Raw genomic sequence first — 16,176 nt, 5'->3', positions numbered from 1 at the left:
CCGTCGCGATCAAGCCTCCGCGCGCAACGGGCGTGACAACAGGGCATCGACCGTCGCGGCGACCGGCGCGCCATCCAGCAGGCGGCATACCGCTTCGGTGATCGGCATGTCGACGCCGGCCTGCGCCGCTGCGTCGCGCAGCACCGGTGCGGTGTGCGCGCCCTCAGCGACGGTCAGCCGGTTCGCCAGCAACGCTGCGGCGGGCGTGCCCTGACCGATGCCGCGCCCGAGCGAGAAGTTGCGCGAGCTGGTCGACGAACAGGTCAGCACGAGGTCGCCCAGTCCCGACAATCCGGCAAGCGTCTCCGCCCGCGCACCGCGTGCGAGGCCGAAGCGCGTCATCTCGGCGAACCCGCGCGCGATGAGCGCGGCGCGCGCATTCTGCCCCAGCCCCGCGCCGTCAACGACGCCGCACGCGATCGCGAGCACGTTTTTCACCGCGCCGCCGATCTCCGCACCGATCACGTCGGTCGAGGCGTAAGGGCGGAAGGTCGGTTGCGCGATCAAGGCGGCGAGTTCGGCGGCGAGTTCGGCGTCTTCGGCGGCTAACGTGACCGCGGTCGGCAGTCCGGCGGCGACCTCGTGCGCGAAGGTCGGACCCGACAGCACCGCGACCGGCGCGCCCGGCACCGCCTGCCGTGCGACCTCGTGCAGTGGCAGCAACGTGCCCGCCTCGATCCCCTTCGAGCACAGGATCAGCGGTGCCTGGTGCTCGCGCAGGTTTGCGAGCGCCGCGCGCATGTGCTGCGCCGGCGTCACGATCAGGATCGCGCGTGCGCCGCTAAGGTCGCTCCACTCCTGCGTCGCGCGGATCGCAGGCGAGAGCGCAACGCCGGGTAGGAAGATGGAATTCTCGTGCGCATCGTTGATGCCGACGACCACTTCACTTTCGCGCGCCCATAGGGTCACCGTATGCCCGGCGCTCGCCGCGACCTGCGCCAGCGCGGTGCCCCAGGCGCCACCGCCGACGACGCCGATCATGTCCGTAGACCCGCTCACGCCTTCACCCCCGCGCCGCGCACCGCCTCAGCATGCGGGTCGAGCGCCCAGCGCGCGCGCGCCGGCGCGTCGAGCGGATCGGTCAAGCCGGCGGCGAACCGCTCCGCCCCGGCCCAGGCGATCATCGCGGCATTGTCGGTGCACAGCCACAGCGGCGGCGCGACGAAGCGCAAATCGTGCTCGGCGGCGAGCGACTGGAGTGCGGCGCGGATCGCGCCGTTCGCCGCCACCCCGCCTGCAACGACCAGCGCGCTGACTGGCCCTGCACGATCCAGCGCGCGACGCGTGCGGTCGATCAGGCAGTCGACCACCGCCGCCTGGAACGACGCGGCGAGATCGGCCGGCGCATGGTCGTTCGCCGCGCGCGCGACCGCCGCCTTCAACCCGGCAAAGGAGAAATGCGGCTCGGGCGAGCGCAGCAGCGGGCGCGGCAGCGGCACCGCACGCGGGTCGCCCTGCGCCGCCGCGCGCTCGACCGCCGGACCGCCGGGAAAGCCGAGCCCAAGGATCTTGGCGGTCTTGTCGAACGCCTCGCCCGCGGCATCGTCGATCGTGGTGGCAAGCCGGCGATAGCGCGCTACGCCCTCCACCAGCAGCAGCTGGCAATGCCCCCCCGACACGAGCAGCAGGAGGTAGGGGAAATCGAGATCGGGATCGGACAGCCGCGGGCTGAGCGCATGACCCTCAAGGTGGTTGACCGCGACCAGCGGCTTGTTCGCCGCATGCGCCAGCGCCTTGCCGGTGACGAGCCCCACCATCACCCCGCCGATCAGCCCCGGACCCGCGGTCGCGGCGACCGCGTCAACATCGGCGAGCGTGACGCCGGCGTCGGCGAGTGCGGCGGCGACGAGCGGTTCCAGCGCCTCGACATGCGCGCGCGCGGCGATCTCGGGCACCACGCCGCCATAAGGCGCATGCGCCGCCTCCTGTCCAAGCAGGCGATGCGCCAGCACCTGCCGGTCACCGGTAACCAGCGCGGCGGCGGTTTCGTCGCAGGAGGATTCTAGGCCGAGGATGAGCATAAGCGGTGATGTAGTGGATCGCGCGGCAAAGGTGAAATGGGCGCGCGAATAAGTTGTTAAGGCTTCGCTGACTACGAACCTGGTCATGCGTTCGGGGCGTGACCTTTGGCGAGTGGCCGGCAAGACCCTGTTCGGGCTCGTCGTGTTCATGGCCGTGCTCTGGGGTTACGCATTCGCGTCGCAACAATGGGCGCTGCGTACGCCGCTACCCGAAGGAGCGCCGCGTTCGGGGCGATGCTCAATCTGGTTCATCGGCAGTTCCACCATCCACAAATGGACCAACATGCGTGAGATCATGTCGCCATGGGATGCGCGCAATCGCGGGGTGAACGGGGCAACGCTGGACGAGATCGATACCCGGTACCGCCTTGACGATCGCACCGCGGGCACGCCCGCGGCGGTGGTCTTCTACATCGGCGAGAACGATATCGCCGATGGCATGACCGGTAGCGAAGCGGCACAGGGCGTGCGCGTGCTGGTGATGCACCAGCGCACAAAAATGCCGAACACGCCGGCGTTCGTGCTGGGCATGAAGCCCAGCCCGACGCGCTGGCGTTTCCGGGCGCAACAGCAAGCGTTCGATCGCACGATCCAGCCGATGATCGCGAAGATGTCCGGCGTGCGCTTCGTGGCGGCGGGCGACACATTGCTGATCGATGGGCAACCAGGTGCTTTCTATCAGGATGACGGCATCCATCTGAACGATGCGGGCTATCGCCGTTGGGGCGGGTTCATCCGGCGCGAGCTGGAAAGCGCACCGACGCTCCGCTATTTGCGCGATTGCCAACCCTCTGGCGGTCACTCGTCATAACCGCGATCGGCAAGCACGACCGCATCGGCGGACTCGACACCTGGCGGACGGCGCTGATGCTTGCGGGGTTGTTGGTACACGGATCGGTTTGGCTCGATCCGCATCCGCTGTTCCTGCTGATTGACCTGATCTCCAAGTCGTTCCGCATGGGGGGTTTCTTCGCCATCTCGGGGTTCCTTGCGGCACGAGCCATGACGCGCTTCGGCGTGAAGCGCTGGCTGCGCGTCCGGTTGATCCAGTTGGGCACGCCCGCGTTGTTCGGGTGGAGCGTGCTGTCGCCGCTGATGTGGCTGATTGCGGTGCTGCATGCCGGATCGCGCGCCCCGAACCTGCTGCTGTTCGACTGGAACCATCTGTGGTTCCTGTACGGACTGCTGCTGTACTCGGGCGTGGTTGCGGCGACGTCTCGCAGCGTTCGCGTGCATCGCTGGTGTGCGAAGGCGGCAGCCTATCTGATCGCAGCGCCGCACCATGCCCGTATCGCGTTGCTGGCAGGCGCGTTGGTGTCGGCCGTGACACTCAGCAGCATTGGGCTGGCGATGCGAGCGATGCTGCCGCTCGCCTATGCGGCGGCATTCAATCAGTTCGAGCTGATCGCGGCTTATCTGCCCATGTTCCTTCTGGGCTACGCCACCGCATCAAGCATCGCGATCCGCGATCGTGTTCTGGCGGTGAAAGGCGTCTGGCTCGTCCTGAGCCTGTTGATCGTTGCCTGCGTGGCGACCACGGTTGCGCAATACTGGCTGCCGCATGCCGTGGCTGGAGCGATCGAGGCAAAGGTGCGACTGGTAGGCGCTACACTGGGTCCGCCGTTCGCGTTCGTTGCGGTGATGCGATCGGCCTTGTCGATCACGCGCGTCGGCCGGTTCACCCGCAGCCTGCCGGACGCGTCCTACACAATTTACCTGCTGCACGTGCCGGCATTGTCGATCAGCAACGCCGTGCTGGTACGCTCGCCCTTGCCCCAGCTCGTCATCTTCGCACTTTCTGTGGTTGCATCGGGTGTGGCCTGCTACCTGTTCCACCTTTACGTTGTCCGCCGTGTCGGAACGCTTGCCTTGCTGTTGAACGGGCGGGTAGCCGCGCCACGACCACCGGGCAGCGTCGCGACGGCTTGAGCATCGCCTTGCCCCTTCGGCGATGCTCGGCGATAGGCGGCGGATGGCTGGAAGCTTTCGACTGGGTACGCGCGGATCGCCGCTCGCGCTGGTGCAGGCGGGAATGGTGCGCGATGCGCTGATCGCGGCGCACGGCTGGAGCGACGTCGACATCGTCGTGATCCGCACCACTGGCGACCGCGTGCAGGATCGCGCGTTGGCCGAGATCGGCGGCAAGGCGTTGTGGACCAAGGAGCTCGACCGTGCGCTGCTGGCGGGCGAGGTCGATGCCTGCGTTCACTCGATGAAGGACGTGGAGACGATCCGCCCGCGCGAGATCGCGATCGCCGCGATGCTGGAGCGCGCCGATGTGCGCGACCGGTTGATCGGCGCCGACGCGATCGCCGACCTGCGCCACGGTGCGGTGGTGGGGACGAGCAGCCCCAGGCGCGCGGCGCAGCTCGGGCGGTTGCGGCCCGATGTGCGGACGACCCTGTTCCGCGGCAACGTCGACACGCGGCTGGGCAAGTTGGCGGTGGGGGAGGTCGATGCGACGCTGCTCGCCGCCGCCGGGCTCGATCGGCTTGGGCGGCACGACACCGGCGTCGCGGTGCCCTTCGAGGAGATGCTGCCTGCGCCGGCGCAAGGGGCGGTCGGGATCGAGACGCTGGCGGACGGTCCCGCACGCGCGCTGGTCGCCGCGATCGATCACGCGACCACGACCTGCGCGGTTGCGGCCGAACGCGCGCTGCTCGCGGCACTCGCGGCCGATTGCCATTCGCCCGTGGCCGCGCTGGCGACGATCGAGGGCGAGCAGGTCCATCTGCGCGCGCAACTGCTGACCGAGCGCGGCGACGAATGGGTTGAGGGTGCGCTGCGCGGCGGCGACGAGGTCGGCGCGGTGCTGGCGCACGACCTGCTCGCACGTGCGCCGGCTGCGGTCAGGCAATTGTTCGCGGGATGACGCTTCCGCGTCGCGCGCTGGTGGTGAGGCCCGAGCCCGGTAACGCGCGCACGGTGGCCAGCTTGCGCGGCGCCGGAGTGGAGGCGGTCGGCGTGCCGTTGTTCGCGGTGCGCGCGATGGCGTGGGACGTGCCCGATCCGGCGCGCTTCGATGCCGTGCTGCTGACCAGCGCCAATGCGGTCCGGCTCGCCGGTGCCGGCCTCCGCCGTCTAAGCACGCTCCCCGTCGTGGTGGTAGGGGAGGCAACGGCGGCGGCGGCGCGTGCAGCGGGTCTCCATGTCGTCGTGACCGGGCGAAACGATGCGGCGGCGGCGATCGCAGCGGCATCAGCGTTTCCGCGCCTGCTCCACCTCGCCGGACGCGAGCACGTCGCCGTGCCGGGGTCTGAGCGCGTGATCGTCTATGCAAGCGACGCACTGCCCGTCGCGCCCGATGCGCTCGCACCCGCGATCGATGGCGTGGTGCTGCTCCACTCGGCCCGCGCGGCGCTGCGATTCGCTGCGCTCTGGGGCGGATCGTCACGAGGATCGGTGATGCTTGCCGCGATCAGCGCCAAGGTCGCGGCGGCGGCAGGCGCGGGCTGGGCGCGGGTCGCCGTCGCGGAAACACCGAACGATGCCGCAGTGATCGCCGCAGCAACGAAGCGCGCGATTGACCCGGCACGCGGGCGCGAGGATAACGCCCGGCATGAGTGACGACCATCCGTTCGGCGACGGCGCGCGGCCTTCGCGCACAGGATCGGGGCGTATGGGGCCGGCGGTGCTGATCGCCGTGCTGGTGCTGGCGATCGGGCTGGGATTGATGATCTTCGCGATCCGTGACGAGCCGAACTGGCTCAGGCGGAGCAGCGACGCAAGCGCGACGCGGACGGCGGCGCGGACCCCTTCCCAGACTGTGACCCAGACGTCGACCGAGCCGTCCGCGCCCGCCGACACCGACGCCTTGTCGCAGCGTGAAGCCGCACTCGCCGCGCAGATCGCGAGCCTGGAAGCGCGTGCCGCGACGCTCGGCAGCAGCACCGCCAATGCCGAGGGTCGCGCCGGCCGCGCCGAGGCGATCCTGATCGCCTTTGCCGCGCGCCGGGCGATCGATCGCGGGCTTGGTCTCGGTTACCTTGAGGAGCAGCTACGCGCCCGCTTCGCCGGCGCGCCGCGTGAGGCGTCGGCGGTGATCCGCGCGTCGCGCAATCCGGTGACGCTTGAAAGCCTGCGCCAGGACCTCGACACCGCCGCACCGACGCTGCTCGCGCGCGAGAGCAGCTGGTGGGGCGGGCTGGGTGCGGAGCTGCGCAACCTGGTCGTGATCCATCAGGCGGGTACGGCGTCACCGCTTCCCGCCGACCGCCTCGCGCGCGCACGTCGGCTGGTCGACGCAGGGCGGGTCGAGGAAGCGCTGGCGGAGGCGAAACGCCTGCCCGGCGCAAAGAACGCCGCGACGTGGACGGACGCCGCGCAGCGCTACGTCGACGCGCATCGCGCGCTCGACCAGCTGGAGACGATCGCGATCGTCGGTCCGGTGACACCGCCTGTCACCACCCCGCAGGTCATCCAGAATCCGGGGCTGCCGATCCAGCCGCAGCCCGCGCCCACGGTCGAGCTCGGCAACTACCTGTAAGGTAACGCGGCGTTCATCTCGGCAGCGTCACGTTCCTCGTCCGGCAAGAGCGTCCAGGCAGACACAGGGGAGGGTGACTGATGCGCACGTGGATCGTCCTTGCGGCGGCGTTGCTGAGCGGATGCGCGGGCGCGCGCATCGCCGGGTTTGATCAGGCCGCGATCGAGGGCGAACGGATCGACGTGACCGGGATTCCGGGATGGTCGAACGGCAGCTTCCGCTTGGGTAATATGCGCGGCACTGTGCGACGTGACGATCGGCGCGATGCGATTGGCTGGGGCGTCGATACGTTTGGCGATGCGTTTGACGCCGTGCGCATCGGACAGGCGGTACGCTATGGCACGATGGCGTTCGAGGTGACGCGCGCCGACATCGGCGGCACGCTGGCGCTACGCGCGCGAGGAACACCGCGATACGCTGGGTGTGGTTGACCTCGCAAGCGAGTCGAACCCACTCCAGCTGGTATGCGCGTTTCGTCTCGACGGGCGCGATGCGGGCGGGCTGAGATTGCGCGCGGTGCCAACTGCGGCGCGTGCTCTTGCCGAACGTCGCAGCGGCACGGTGTCGCTGGGGCACAACCGTCTGTCGATCAGGTCGCTGCATGGAATCGCGGGCGCGACCGCGCTTTCGGGGGCGCTGGCCGGTTACCAGATCGACACGGCCGATGGCACGCAGGCGTCGCTGATCGAATTGACAGCCGGCGGCAGCTGCCGCGTGGTCGTCACGCGCGATCCGGCCCGTCGCGCCGCCGCACTTGCCGCGGTGTTGACGCTCGCGCTCTTTGGCGATTCCGGCGACATCGGATAGCTCGCGCTTAACCCCGTTCGCTCACCTCAATCGCTCGATTAACGCCATCGCGGCGTGCGGCGCGCGTACCTTCGCACCGTTGATCATGAACACGAACGTGTCGCGCGGGCGCACCGGTGCTGGTTCGGCGGCGCATGGCAGCACCTTGGGCGTCTCGCCGTTCGCGAGCGCCTGCGCCGTCTGTGCCCAGCGGTCGAGCGCAGCGGGCGCGTAGCCGGTCGGCTCGTCCTCGCGCGCGTCCTCCAGCCGAAGGTAGGCAAAGTCGCCCGACACGTCGCCGGTCGCGGGGTAGTCGGCCGAGTCGGCGTATACGATCGCGACGCCGGCGGCGCGGCACAGCGCGACGAAATCGGGCGTGAAGAAGCTGTCGTGGCGCACGTGCACCGCATGGCGCAGCGCGACGCCCTCATGCGCGGAGGGCAGCAGCGCCAGGAAGGCGGCGAAATCGTCGGCGTCGAAGTGGCGCGTCGCGGCGAACTGCCACAGGATCGGGCCGAGCTTGTCGCCGAGTTCGACGATGCCCTGCCCAACGAAGCGCGCGATCGACTCGCCGGCTTCCGCCAGCACCTTGCGCGTCACGCAATAGCGCGAGGCTTTCAGCGCGAAGACAAAACCGTCGGGCGCGGTGTCTCGCCAGTTGGCGAAGGTCGCCGGCTTGAACGAGGAGTAGAAGGTGCCGTTGACCTCGATCGCGGAGACGTGCCGGCTCGCATATTCGAGTTCGCGCTTGATCGGCCATTTGGGCGGATAGAAGCTGCCGCGCCATGGCTCATAGGTCCAGCCGCCGATACCGACTCGGATGGGATTGGTCATGCTGGCGGATGTAGCGGATCGTCGCGCGCGGGTCGCCTGGTGGAAGGGCGGCGGGACGACGCCGCCCTACGCGGATCACAGCTGGTTCTTGACCTGCTGCTCGACACGCGCGTCGTCGTTGTCGTCGGCCTTGTCCGCGGCATCGTCGCCCATCTCGCGGACGTTGTCGGCCTTGTCCTCGAGCATGTCGGACTTCTGCTCGTTCGAGGCCGCATCGGCCTGCGCATCGAGCGCGTCGGCGCGGTTCTCGGTCATCGCCTCGATGTTGTCGGCGGCCTTGTCGTCGGCATTGCCGCCGCACGCGCCCAGCATCAACAGGCCGGCGACACCGGCGGCTTTCAGAACGGTCTTCACGGATTGCACCCCTTTTTCGTTGCGGATCGTCAATGATCCGCCGCACCGGAGGGTTCCAAATCGCGGCTCGCGCGTTCCGCCACCATGCCCGATCAGACACCCGCGGCCGAGCACGGCTGGTTCACCATCGCCTCCGACCGGCTTTCCGCCGCGATCAATCCGCACGGTGCCGAACTGTCGTCGATCCGCGATGCGGACGGGCGTGAGTTGATGACGGACGCCGATCCGCGCTGGTGGACCGGGCGCGCGCCTTTATTGTTCCCGGTCGTCGGCAAACCTGCGGGCGAGGTGATCCGCGTCGACGGCCGCGTCTATCCGATGCAGCAGCACGGCTTCGCGCGGCGGCGCGAGTTCGCGCTCGTCTCGCATGAGGCATCGCGCATCGTGTTCGCGCTCGGCGACGACGCGGAAACACGCAAGTCCTACCCATTCGCGTTCCGACTTGAGGCGGCGTTCACGATTACCGACGCCACGATCGAACTCGCGATCACGATCCATAATCCGGCCGACGTGGCGCTGCCCGCCAGCTTCGGCTTCCACCCGGCGTTCGCCTGGCCGCTGCCGTACGGCGAGCCGCGCGCGGACCATCGCATCACCTTTGCCGCCGACGAGCCTGACACGTTGCGGGTACTGAACGCCGACGGGCAGATCACGTCCGAGCATCGCGCCTCGCCGCTCGACGGACGCACGCTGCACCTCACCGACGACCTCTTCGCGCGCGACGCATTGGTGTGGGATCATGTGCGCAGCCAGTCGGTGCGCTACGGCGCCGAGCGTGGCCCCGCACTCGAGATCGCGTTTCCCGACACGCCGATGCTGGGGGTGTGGACCAAGCCGGGCGCGCCGTTCGTCTGTGTCGAGCCGTGGCACGGCATCGCTGACCCCGCCGGCTACACGGGTGAGTATCGCGACAAGCCCGGCGTGTTCGAGGTCGCGCCTGGCGGCGAGAAGCGCATCACCATGTCGGTGACGCTGCTGGCATGACTGAGCCTAAGAACATCAAAGGTACGAGAAACGACAACGGCCGGCCGCTCAAGGAAGCGACCGGCCGTGCAGGCGATCGATCAGCGGCGATCAGCCGTCGTAATCGGCGCCCAGGTTCTGGTTGCGCGGCGGCGCGGCGGCGGTGAGGCGCAGTGCCTCTGCCGACGCGGCCAGGCTGCCGACCTCGTCCGCCTCGTCCTCGTCGTCGATGCGGACACGCTGCAGACCCTGCACTGCCGATTCGTTCAGGTCGCGCGGGCGCACCGTCTGCTCGGCGATCTCGCGCAGCGCGACGACCGGGTTCTTGTCACGGTCGCGATCGAGCGTGAGTTCCGCGCCGCCCGAGATCTGGCGCGCGCGCTGCGCGGCCATCAACACCAGGTCGAAACGGTTCGGGATCTTGTCGACGCAATCCTCGACGGTCACGCGCGCCATCAGCGGCTTCCTTGCGAATAAACGGATACGGGAAGATGCCTGTGTATGACGAGCGTGTCGTGAAGTCAACGAGAGCGGCCGGGAGCAAAGCAACCGGGATAGGGATCGAGCCGGTCACGGTGGACGATCATCGCCTGACCCTGTTGACCGAAGGGCCTGAGCGCCGTCGCGCCTTGCTCGACCTGATTGAGGGCGCACAGACCTCGCTCAGGCTGATCTTCTACATTTACGCCGACGACGCATCGGGAAGGCGGATCAACGACGCGTTGATCGAGGCGGCAAGGCGCGGGGTGACGGTCGCGCTGATCGTCGACGGGTTCGGCAGCGACGACGCCGACGTGCATTTCTTCGATTCCCTACGTGACGCGGGCATATCGGTGTGCCGCTTCTCGCCGCGGTTCGGGCGGCGATACCTGTTGCGTAACCACCAGAAGCTCGCGCTGGCCGACGCTGGCACGAGCCGCGCGCGCATCCTAACCGGCGGATTCAACGTCGAGGACGATTATTTCGGCACCGAGCGCGAGCAGGCATGGCGCGACCTGGGGCTGCTGGTGGAGGGTGAGGCGGCGTCGCGGATGGCAGGCTATTTCGACGCGCTGGAGGAGTGGGTTCAGGCGCCCAAGGGCAAGCTGCGCCACCTCAACCGTGCGCTGTCGCGGTGGAGCGAGACGCAGGGGTCCTTACGCTGGCTGATCGGTGGGCCGACCCGGCGGCTGTCGCCTTGGGCGCGCGCGATTCGGCATGACATGCGGCGGGCCAAGCGGATCGACCTGATCGCGGCCTATTTCACGCCAAGCCCGACAATCCTGCGCCGGCTGGATAAAGCGGGAAAGATCGGTCAGGCGGTGCGCGTCGTCACCGCGGCGAAATCCGACAACAATGCCACGATCGCGGCGGCCCGCTTCACCTATCGCGGCTTGCTGAAAAAAGGCGTGCGCGTGTGGGAATATCAGCCGACCAAGCTGCACACCAAACTCTACGTCGTCGACGACGCGGTCTACATCGGCAGCGCCAATTTCGACATGCGTAGCCTGTTCATCAACCTGGAGCTAATGCTCAGGATCGAGGATGCGGATTTCGCCGCGACGGTGCGCGGCTATATCGACGGCGAGATCGCGCACTCGCGCGAGATCACGCGCGAGGGCTATGCCGAGGCGACCGGATGGTGGCAGCGCAGCAAGCAGTTCGCGGCCTATCTGATCGTCGGCGTACTCGATCCGACCGTGTCGCGCGGACTCAACTTCCGCAGCGAGGCGCTGTAGCGGCCGGCGTCTCCGGTCGCCTCAGTCCTTGTGCGCCCAGTAGAGCTGCGCCGGCGGCACGTTCCACCATTCCATGCTATGGTCGATGCGCGTGAAATGCGCGGCGATGAAGTCGCGTACCTTGGGGCTGAACTGATAGACCAGGAACGCGCCGTCCTTGCGCAGCGCGCGGTGCGTCGCGGCCGCGATCTCCGGGCCGACCCCGTCGGGCAGCGTCGAGAAGGGAAGTCCCGAGAGGATGTAATCGGCCGATTCGTGGCCCTGCTCGGCGATGATCCGCTCGACATCCGCCGCCGACCCCTCAACCGCGACGAAGCGCGAGTCAGTGATCGTATGGTCGAGGTAGCGGATAAAATCCGGGTTGGTGTCGATCGCGATCAGCGTCGCGTCTGGCGCCATCCGCTCCAGGATCGGGCGGCAGAAGGTGCCGACGCCGGGGCCGTATTCGACGAACAGCTTGCAATTCGCCCAATCGACAGGCGCCAGCATCTTGCGGATCAACCGGTCGGACGATGGAATGATCGAGCCGACCATGACCGGGTGCTTCAGGAAGCCCTGAAAGAACATCTGCAGCGGTCCGGGAACACCGGCGGGCCGGGCGCGACGCATCGCGTTGGTCGAACTGGGCATGAGGAAAGGCACTGCTCCCGTTGATCGGTGCTGCTCGGCTCCGCTGCAGCCCGGTTTGACGAACGCTCGATGAAGCGCAAACGCTGCCATAGCGGGGTTGCGCCGCGCCCCCAAGCGCCTAATCGACAAAGCCATGCCGGACGATAGAACAGCGGCGCAGCATGGGAGAACCGGGCAGGTGGCAGTGATCTTCGCCGCCTGGCGCAGCGATGCCGATCATGACGGCTACGCCGCCGCGGCGGCGTCGATGGACGCGTTCGCCGCGCAACAGCCCGGTTATCTCGGTGTCGACGCGGCGCGCGGTGACGACGGCTTCGGCATCACCGTCAGTTACTGGGCGGACGAGGCCAGCGCGATTGCGTGGCGCGCGCACCCCGACCATGCTGCAGCGCGGGAGGCGGGGCGCGGGCGCTGGTACGACGCCTATGACCTGCACGTCGCGCAGGTCTCGCGGAGCTATGCGTGGCGACGAAGGGAGGGGGAGTAGGCATGAAGCGCGGGTTCGACCAGCGGTTCGCGCTGATGTTCCTCGTCATGCTGACGATCGCGGCCGGGAACACCGCGCTGCAATCGGTGTTGCCCGCACTCGGCCGGTCTTTGGGGGTAAAGGACAGCGCGGTCGCTGCCGCCTTCTCCGTCTCGGCGCTGCTATGGGTGCTCGCCGCGCCGTTCTGGGCCAAGCGATCGGACCGGCACGGGCGGCGGCTGATGATCCTGTTCGGCATGGGCGGCTTCTGCGTCAGCCTGACCTTGTGCGGCGTGTTCCTGGCGGCGGGCATCAACGGCTGGATCGGGGGCACGACCGCGTTCGTGCTCTTTATTTTCGGGCGGCTGATCTACGGCACGTTCGGCTCGGCCGCGCCGCCCGCGGTACAGGCGCTGGTGGCGGGGGACACCACGCGCGAGGAGCGGACGCGCGCGCTGACGCTGCTCGCCTCCGCATTCGGTTTGGGTACGATCCTGGGTCCGGCGCTCGCGCCCTATCTGATCCTGGGGCATGTCGGCCGGTTCGAGGTCGGGCTTGCCGGGCCGGCATTCATGTTCGCGGTGTTCGGGCTGATCGTGTTCGTGACGGTCAGGCGCGTGCTGCCTGACGATCGCGGTATCGAGGCCGGCGTGCATGGCGCCGCCAACGCCTATCCCTCGATCGGCGGGCAGGCGTCGGGCGCGAGCGTCACCGCGGCGATCGCGGAGGGGCGCACCGAGGTGCGCTTCACCGACCCGCGGATCAGGGCGTGGATGATCGCCGGGCTAGTGATGGGGCATGCGCAGGCGATGACGGGGCAGGCGATCGGCTTCCTCGTCATCGACCGGCTCCACGTCGCGCCCGCCGCCGCGCTGGAGCCGACCGGCATCGTGCTGATGATGGGCGCGGGCGCGGCGTTGCTCGCGCAATGGGGGCTGATCCCGCTCCTCAACCTGAAGCCCCGCGCGCTGGTGCTGACGGGTCTCGTGCTGGCGGCGGCGGGAACGGCGCTGACGGGACTTGCGACCTCGCTCTACGGCATCGCGACCGCCTATGCGCTGGCGAGCCTGGGGTTCGGCTTCACGCGGCCGGGCTTCACCGCGGGGTCGAGCCTTGCGGTCGGACCGGCGGCGCAAGGGTCTGTCGCGGGCAAGGTGACGAGCGTCAACGGCGCCAGCTTCGTGCTCGGCCCCTCGATCGGGGTCGGGCTGTACGAGGTGCAGCATTCGTTGCCGTATCTGACCGCAGGTGCGGCGTGCCTGCTACTGTTGTTCTACGCTCCACGCGCGCTGCGCACGCCAGAGGGCGACGCGCAGGTGTGGAGCGATCCCGAGGTGTGAGGGTGCCGACCGCGCGGGCGGCGGCACCCGTCAACATCAGTCGCTGCCCTTCGGCCCGCGCGGGGTGAGCTGCCCGGGCGAGATGAAGCCGATCGGCTGAATCGCATTCGCCTCCTGCTTCAGCTTGGCCGCCATCTGCTCATACTCGCGCTCGACCTCGGGCGTGACGCTGGCGCGTGAGTCCTCCAGCGCGCGTTCGAAGTTGGACTGGCTTACCTGCGTGTTGTCGATGTGCTCGCGCAGCGCGATCAGCCCGGCGCGGCGCACCACGTCCTCCAGATCGGCACCGGTGAAGCGCTCGGTACGCGCGGCGATGTCGTCGAGATCGACATCGGACCCGAGCGGCATCTTTTCCGTCTGGATGCCGAGAATGCGCCGACGTCCTTCGCGACTGGGCAGCCCGACGTAGATCAGCTCGTCGAAGCGGCCCGGTCGCAGCAGCGCAGGGTCGACCAGATTGGGCCGGTTGGTCGCCCCGATGACGACGACCGATTGCAGCTCCTCGAGCCCGTCCATCTCGGCGAGGATCGTGTTGACCACCCGCTCGGTCACCTGCGGCTCGCCCATGCCGCCGCCACGCGCGGGGACGAGGCTGTCGAATTCGTCGATGAAGATCACGGTCGGCGCGACCTGTCGCGCGCGCTGGAACAGCCGTGTGATCTGCTGCTCGCTCTCGCCGTACCATTTCGACAACAGGTCGCTCGACTTGGTGGCGATGAAGTTCGCTTCCGCCTCGCGCGCGACCGCCTTGGCGAGCAGGGTCTTGCCGGTGCCGGGCGGGCCGTAGAGCAGGAAGCCCTTGGCCGGACGGATGCCAAGCCGGCGGAACGCGTCGGGGTTCTTGAGCGGTAGCTCGACGCCTTCCTTCAACCGCATCTGCGCGTCGTCCAATCCGCCGACATCGCTCCACTTGGTCGTCGGCGCCTGTACCATCACCTCGCGCATCGCGCTCGGCTGGACGCGTTTCAGCGCACCGAGGAAGTCCTCGCGCGTGACCGCCAGCGTGTCGAGCACCTCCGGCGGGATCGTGCGCTCTTCGAGATTGAGCTGCGGCATGATGCGCCGCACCGCCTCGATCGCCGCCTCGCGCGTCAGCGCGGCGAGATCCGCGCCGACGAAGCCGAAGGTCGTGCGCGCGAGTTCGCCCAAGTCGACCTTGTCGCCCAGCGGCATGCCGCGCGTGTGGATGCCTAGAATCTCACGCCGTCCGCGCTCGTCGGGCACGCCGACGACAATTTCGCGATCGAAGCGACCGGGCCGGCGGAGCGCCTCGTCGATCGCCTCGGGCCGGTTGGTCGCGGCGATGACGACGAGGTTCGCGCGCGCCTCCAGCCCGTCCATCAACGTCAGCAATTGCGCGACGACGCGCTTCTCCGCCTCGCCCGATACCTGCCCGCGCTTGGGCGCGATCGAGTCGATCTCGTCGATGAAGACGATCGAAGGGGCGTTCTTCGCCGCTTCCTCGAATACCTGGCGCAGCCGGCCTTCCGACTCGCCGTAGGCGGAGCCCATGATCTCGGGGCCGTTGATGAGGAAGAATTGCGCATCCGATTCGTTCGCCACCGCGCGCGCCAGCCGCGTCTTGCCGGTGCCGGGCGGACCGTAGAGCAGCAGGCCCTTGGGCGGATCGACGCCCAAGCGCTGGAACAGTTCGGGATAGCGCAGCGGCAATTCGACCATCTCGCGCAGCTGGTCGATCGTGCCCGCCATGCCGCCGATATCGTCGTAGGTGACGTCGGCGCGGCGCGCTGCATCGGGCTCCTCATATTCGGGGCGCAGCTCAATCTCGGTATTCTCGTCGACGTGGACGATGCCCTTCGGCGTCGCCGAGACAACGAGCAGGCGGATTTCCTGCAACGCATAGGCAGGTGCGTTGACGAACTGCTGCATTCCCGGCGGCATGTTCTGCACGCGCTGGTGCCCTGCGGTCGCGACAACATCTCCTTGCGCAAACGGACGCCCGATGAAGGTGCGTTTGAGCGCGTTGGTCGAGCCCTGCAGCCGCAGATTCTGCTGCGCGGGCGCGAAGACGACGCGGGTGGCGGGCTTCGATTCGGCACGGCGCACCTCAACGAAATCGCCCGAGCCGACGCCCGCATTGGCGCGCTGCAACCCGTCGATGCGGATCAGCGCCAACCCTTCGTCCTCGTTGTACGGTCCGACCGCACGCGCCGGTGTCACCTTCTTGCCCGAAATCTCGATCACGTCGCCATCGGTGATGCCGAGCGATGCCATGATCGCGCGCGGCAGATGCGCGATGCCGCGGCCGGAATCCTCAGGCCGTGCGTTCGCGACCTGCAATCTGGTAGGTTGTTCGGCGTCAGCCATTCGATCCCTCACTCGCTCGAAAGCGTCGAGCGCAGGAGATAGGCGGCGGGTTCCCGATTGCGAGCTTGCCACGCGCGAGCGGCCGATCTGACGAAGACGAAAAAAAGGGCCGATCAGATGACCGGCCCGTAAAAGTTTTTAGGAGAGGATGCCTAAAAGGCCCGCTCTTTTTGCGTCGCAGCGGATCATGTTGCAAGTGCGAAAACGGTCATCTACGATTGCACAAATAACAATCGTCTGACATCCTTCC

Annotated in this window: 18 protein-coding genes; 11 read left to right on the top strand and 7 right to left on the bottom strand. The window is 68.2% G+C overall.

What is annotated here, in order from left to right:
- Window positions 1-9: 9 nt before the first annotated feature.
- Window positions 10-981: an NAD(P)H-dependent glycerol-3-phosphate dehydrogenase gene (locus SMN802W_RS0102195; protein ID WP_019515250.1), complete on the bottom strand. Its 972-nt coding sequence runs from the start codon at window positions 979-981 to the stop codon at window positions 10-12.
- A gap of 14 nt (window positions 982-995) precedes the next feature.
- Window positions 996-2,021, bottom strand: coding sequence for a tRNA (adenosine(37)-N6)-threonylcarbamoyltransferase complex transferase subunit TsaD (gene tsaD / locus SMN802W_RS0102190; RefSeq protein WP_019515249.1), 1,026 nt, complete (start codon window positions 2,019-2,021; stop codon window positions 996-998).
- An 85-nt stretch (window positions 2,022-2,106) separates the two neighbouring features.
- Between tsaD and SMN802W_RS0102185 the strand changes: the two genes are divergently transcribed.
- The 7 genes from SMN802W_RS0102185 to SMN802W_RS0102155 all read left to right on the top strand — a co-directional run bounded on the left by SMN802W_RS0102185 (window position 2,107) and on the right by SMN802W_RS0102155 (window position 7,314).
- Window positions 2,107-2,832 carry a GDSL-type esterase/lipase family protein gene (locus tag SMN802W_RS0102185; protein ID WP_083925539.1) on the top strand — a complete coding sequence of 242 codons (726 nt, stop codon included), beginning with the start codon at window positions 2,107-2,109 and terminating at the stop codon, window positions 2,830-2,832.
- On the top strand, window positions 2,802-3,950 hold the full coding sequence (locus SMN802W_RS0102180) for an acyltransferase family protein (protein WP_019515247.1): 1,149 nt from the start codon (window positions 2,802-2,804) through the stop codon (window positions 3,948-3,950). The genes SMN802W_RS0102185 and SMN802W_RS0102180 overlap by 31 nt, the downstream gene beginning before the upstream one ends.
- A 43-nt stretch (window positions 3,951-3,993) precedes the next feature.
- Window positions 3,994-4,893: a hydroxymethylbilane synthase gene (gene hemC, locus SMN802W_RS0102175; protein ID WP_019515246.1), complete on the top strand. Its 900-nt coding sequence runs from the start codon at window positions 3,994-3,996 to the stop codon at window positions 4,891-4,893.
- A gap of 53 nt (window positions 4,894-4,946) precedes the next feature.
- A complete protein-coding gene (locus SMN802W_RS0102170) occupies window positions 4,947-5,588 on the top strand; it encodes a uroporphyrinogen-III synthase (RefSeq protein WP_338010586.1) in 642 nt (213 codons plus the stop codon).
- Complete coding sequence (locus SMN802W_RS0102165; protein WP_019515244.1) at window positions 5,581-6,507, top strand: hypothetical protein; 927 nt, start codon at window positions 5,581-5,583, stop codon at window positions 6,505-6,507. The genes SMN802W_RS0102170 and SMN802W_RS0102165 overlap by 8 nt, the downstream gene beginning before the upstream one ends.
- An 80-nt stretch (window positions 6,508-6,587) precedes the next feature.
- Window positions 6,588-6,938, top strand: coding sequence for a hypothetical protein (locus SMN802W_RS0102160; protein ID WP_019515243.1), 351 nt, complete (start codon window positions 6,588-6,590; stop codon window positions 6,936-6,938).
- A 76-nt stretch (window positions 6,939-7,014) separates the two neighbouring features.
- The gene (locus SMN802W_RS0102155) at window positions 7,015-7,314 is read left to right on the top strand and encodes a hypothetical protein (protein WP_156818686.1); all 300 of its coding nucleotides are present in this window, start codon (window positions 7,015-7,017) and stop codon (window positions 7,312-7,314) included.
- A 21-nt stretch (window positions 7,315-7,335) separates the two neighbouring features.
- Here the strand turns inward: SMN802W_RS0102155 and SMN802W_RS0102150 are convergent, their stop codons facing one another.
- Together SMN802W_RS0102150 and SMN802W_RS0102145 are read right to left on the bottom strand one after the other, a co-directional pair.
- Complete coding sequence (locus tag SMN802W_RS0102150) at window positions 7,336-8,127, bottom strand: DUF72 domain-containing protein (RefSeq protein ID WP_019515241.1); 792 nt, start codon at window positions 8,125-8,127, stop codon at window positions 7,336-7,338.
- A gap of 75 nt (window positions 8,128-8,202) precedes the next feature.
- A complete protein-coding gene (locus SMN802W_RS0102145) occupies window positions 8,203-8,481 on the bottom strand; it encodes a hypothetical protein (protein ID WP_026325647.1) in 279 nt (92 codons plus the stop codon).
- An 84-nt stretch (window positions 8,482-8,565) separates the two neighbouring features.
- Between SMN802W_RS0102145 and SMN802W_RS0102140 the strand changes: the two genes are divergently transcribed.
- Window positions 8,566-9,465 (top strand): aldose 1-epimerase family protein, encoded by a 900-nt coding sequence (locus tag SMN802W_RS0102140; RefSeq protein WP_019515239.1) that lies wholly within the window; start codon window positions 8,566-8,568, stop codon window positions 9,463-9,465.
- A 90-nt stretch (window positions 9,466-9,555) separates the two neighbouring features.
- On the opposite strand, the gene rpoZ is transcribed toward SMN802W_RS0102140, so the two are convergent.
- Entirely contained in the window at window positions 9,556-9,900 is a 345-nt protein-coding gene (gene rpoZ, locus SMN802W_RS0102135) for a DNA-directed RNA polymerase subunit omega (protein WP_019515238.1), read from the bottom strand.
- 119 nt (window positions 9,901-10,019) lie between these two features.
- On the opposite strand from rpoZ, the gene SMN802W_RS0102130 reads away from it, so the two are divergent.
- Window positions 10,020-11,162, top strand: a complete 1,143-nt coding sequence (locus SMN802W_RS0102130; RefSeq protein WP_019515237.1) for a phospholipase D-like domain-containing protein — start codon at window positions 10,020-10,022, stop codon at window positions 11,160-11,162.
- Between the two features lie 21 nt (window positions 11,163-11,183).
- Here SMN802W_RS0102130 and SMN802W_RS0102125 read toward each other — a convergent pair whose 3' ends face one another.
- Window positions 11,184-11,792, bottom strand: a complete 609-nt coding sequence (locus SMN802W_RS0102125; RefSeq protein WP_019515236.1) for a class I SAM-dependent methyltransferase — start codon at window positions 11,790-11,792, stop codon at window positions 11,184-11,186.
- A gap of 133 nt (window positions 11,793-11,925) precedes the next feature.
- Between SMN802W_RS0102125 and SMN802W_RS0102120 the strand changes: the two genes are divergently transcribed.
- Both SMN802W_RS0102120 and SMN802W_RS0102115 read left to right on the top strand, forming a co-directional pair.
- On the top strand, window positions 11,926-12,279 hold the full coding sequence (locus SMN802W_RS0102120) for an antibiotic biosynthesis monooxygenase family protein (RefSeq protein WP_037522942.1): 354 nt from the start codon (window positions 11,926-11,928) through the stop codon (window positions 12,277-12,279).
- Between the two features lie 2 nt (window positions 12,280-12,281).
- Complete coding sequence (locus SMN802W_RS0102115; RefSeq protein ID WP_019515234.1) at window positions 12,282-13,598, top strand: MFS transporter; 1,317 nt, start codon at window positions 12,282-12,284, stop codon at window positions 13,596-13,598.
- A 36-nt stretch (window positions 13,599-13,634) separates the two neighbouring features.
- Here SMN802W_RS0102115 and SMN802W_RS0102110 read toward each other — a convergent pair whose 3' ends face one another.
- Window positions 13,635-15,926 (bottom strand): CDC48 family AAA ATPase, encoded by a 2,292-nt coding sequence (locus SMN802W_RS0102110; protein ID WP_026325645.1) that lies wholly within the window; start codon window positions 15,924-15,926, stop codon window positions 13,635-13,637.
- Between the last annotated feature and the right edge of the window lie 250 nt (window positions 15,927-16,176).

The sequence above is a fragment of the Sphingomonas sp. Mn802worker genome, assembly GCF_000382485.1.
Lineage (GTDB): Bacteria > Pseudomonadota > Alphaproteobacteria > Sphingomonadales > Sphingomonadaceae > Sphingomonas.
The sequence above is the reverse complement of the archived record's forward strand: the minus strand, read 5'-3'. Positions and strand labels throughout refer to the sequence as shown.

Coding starts and splice junctions, on each gene's coding strand:
- SMN802W_RS0102195 (WP_019515250.1), bottom strand. CDS start 981: ATGATCGGCGTCGTCGGCGGTGGCGCCTGGGGCACCGCGCTGGCGCAG.
- tsaD (WP_019515249.1), bottom strand. CDS start 2,021: ATGCTCATCCTCGGCCTAGAATCCTCCTGCGACGAAACCGCCGCCGCG.
- SMN802W_RS0102185 (WP_083925539.1), top strand. CDS start 2,107: ATGCGTTCGGGGCGTGACCTTTGGCGAGTGGCCGGCAAGACCCTGTTC.
- hemC (WP_019515246.1), top strand. CDS start 3,994: ATGGCTGGAAGCTTTCGACTGGGTACGCGCGGATCGCCGCTCGCGCTG.
- SMN802W_RS0102165 (WP_019515244.1), top strand. CDS start 5,581: ATGAGTGACGACCATCCGTTCGGCGACGGCGCGCGGCCTTCGCGCACA.
- SMN802W_RS0102160 (WP_019515243.1), top strand. CDS start 6,588: ATGCGCACGTGGATCGTCCTTGCGGCGGCGTTGCTGAGCGGATGCGCG.
- SMN802W_RS0102150 (WP_019515241.1), bottom strand. CDS start 8,127: ATGACCAATCCCATCCGAGTCGGTATCGGCGGCTGGACCTATGAGCCA.
- SMN802W_RS0102140 (WP_019515239.1), top strand. CDS start 8,566: ATGCCCGATCAGACACCCGCGGCCGAGCACGGCTGGTTCACCATCGCC.
- rpoZ (WP_019515238.1), bottom strand. CDS start 9,900: ATGGCGCGCGTGACCGTCGAGGATTGCGTCGACAAGATCCCGAACCGT.
- SMN802W_RS0102125 (WP_019515236.1), bottom strand. CDS start 11,792: ATGCCCAGTTCGACCAACGCGATGCGTCGCGCCCGGCCCGCCGGTGTT.
- SMN802W_RS0102120 (WP_037522942.1), top strand. CDS start 11,926: ATGCCGGACGATAGAACAGCGGCGCAGCATGGGAGAACCGGGCAGGTG.
- SMN802W_RS0102115 (WP_019515234.1), top strand. CDS start 12,282: ATGAAGCGCGGGTTCGACCAGCGGTTCGCGCTGATGTTCCTCGTCATG.
- SMN802W_RS0102110 (WP_026325645.1), bottom strand. CDS start 15,926: ATGGCTGACGCCGAACAACCTACCAGATTGCAGGTCGCGAACGCACGG.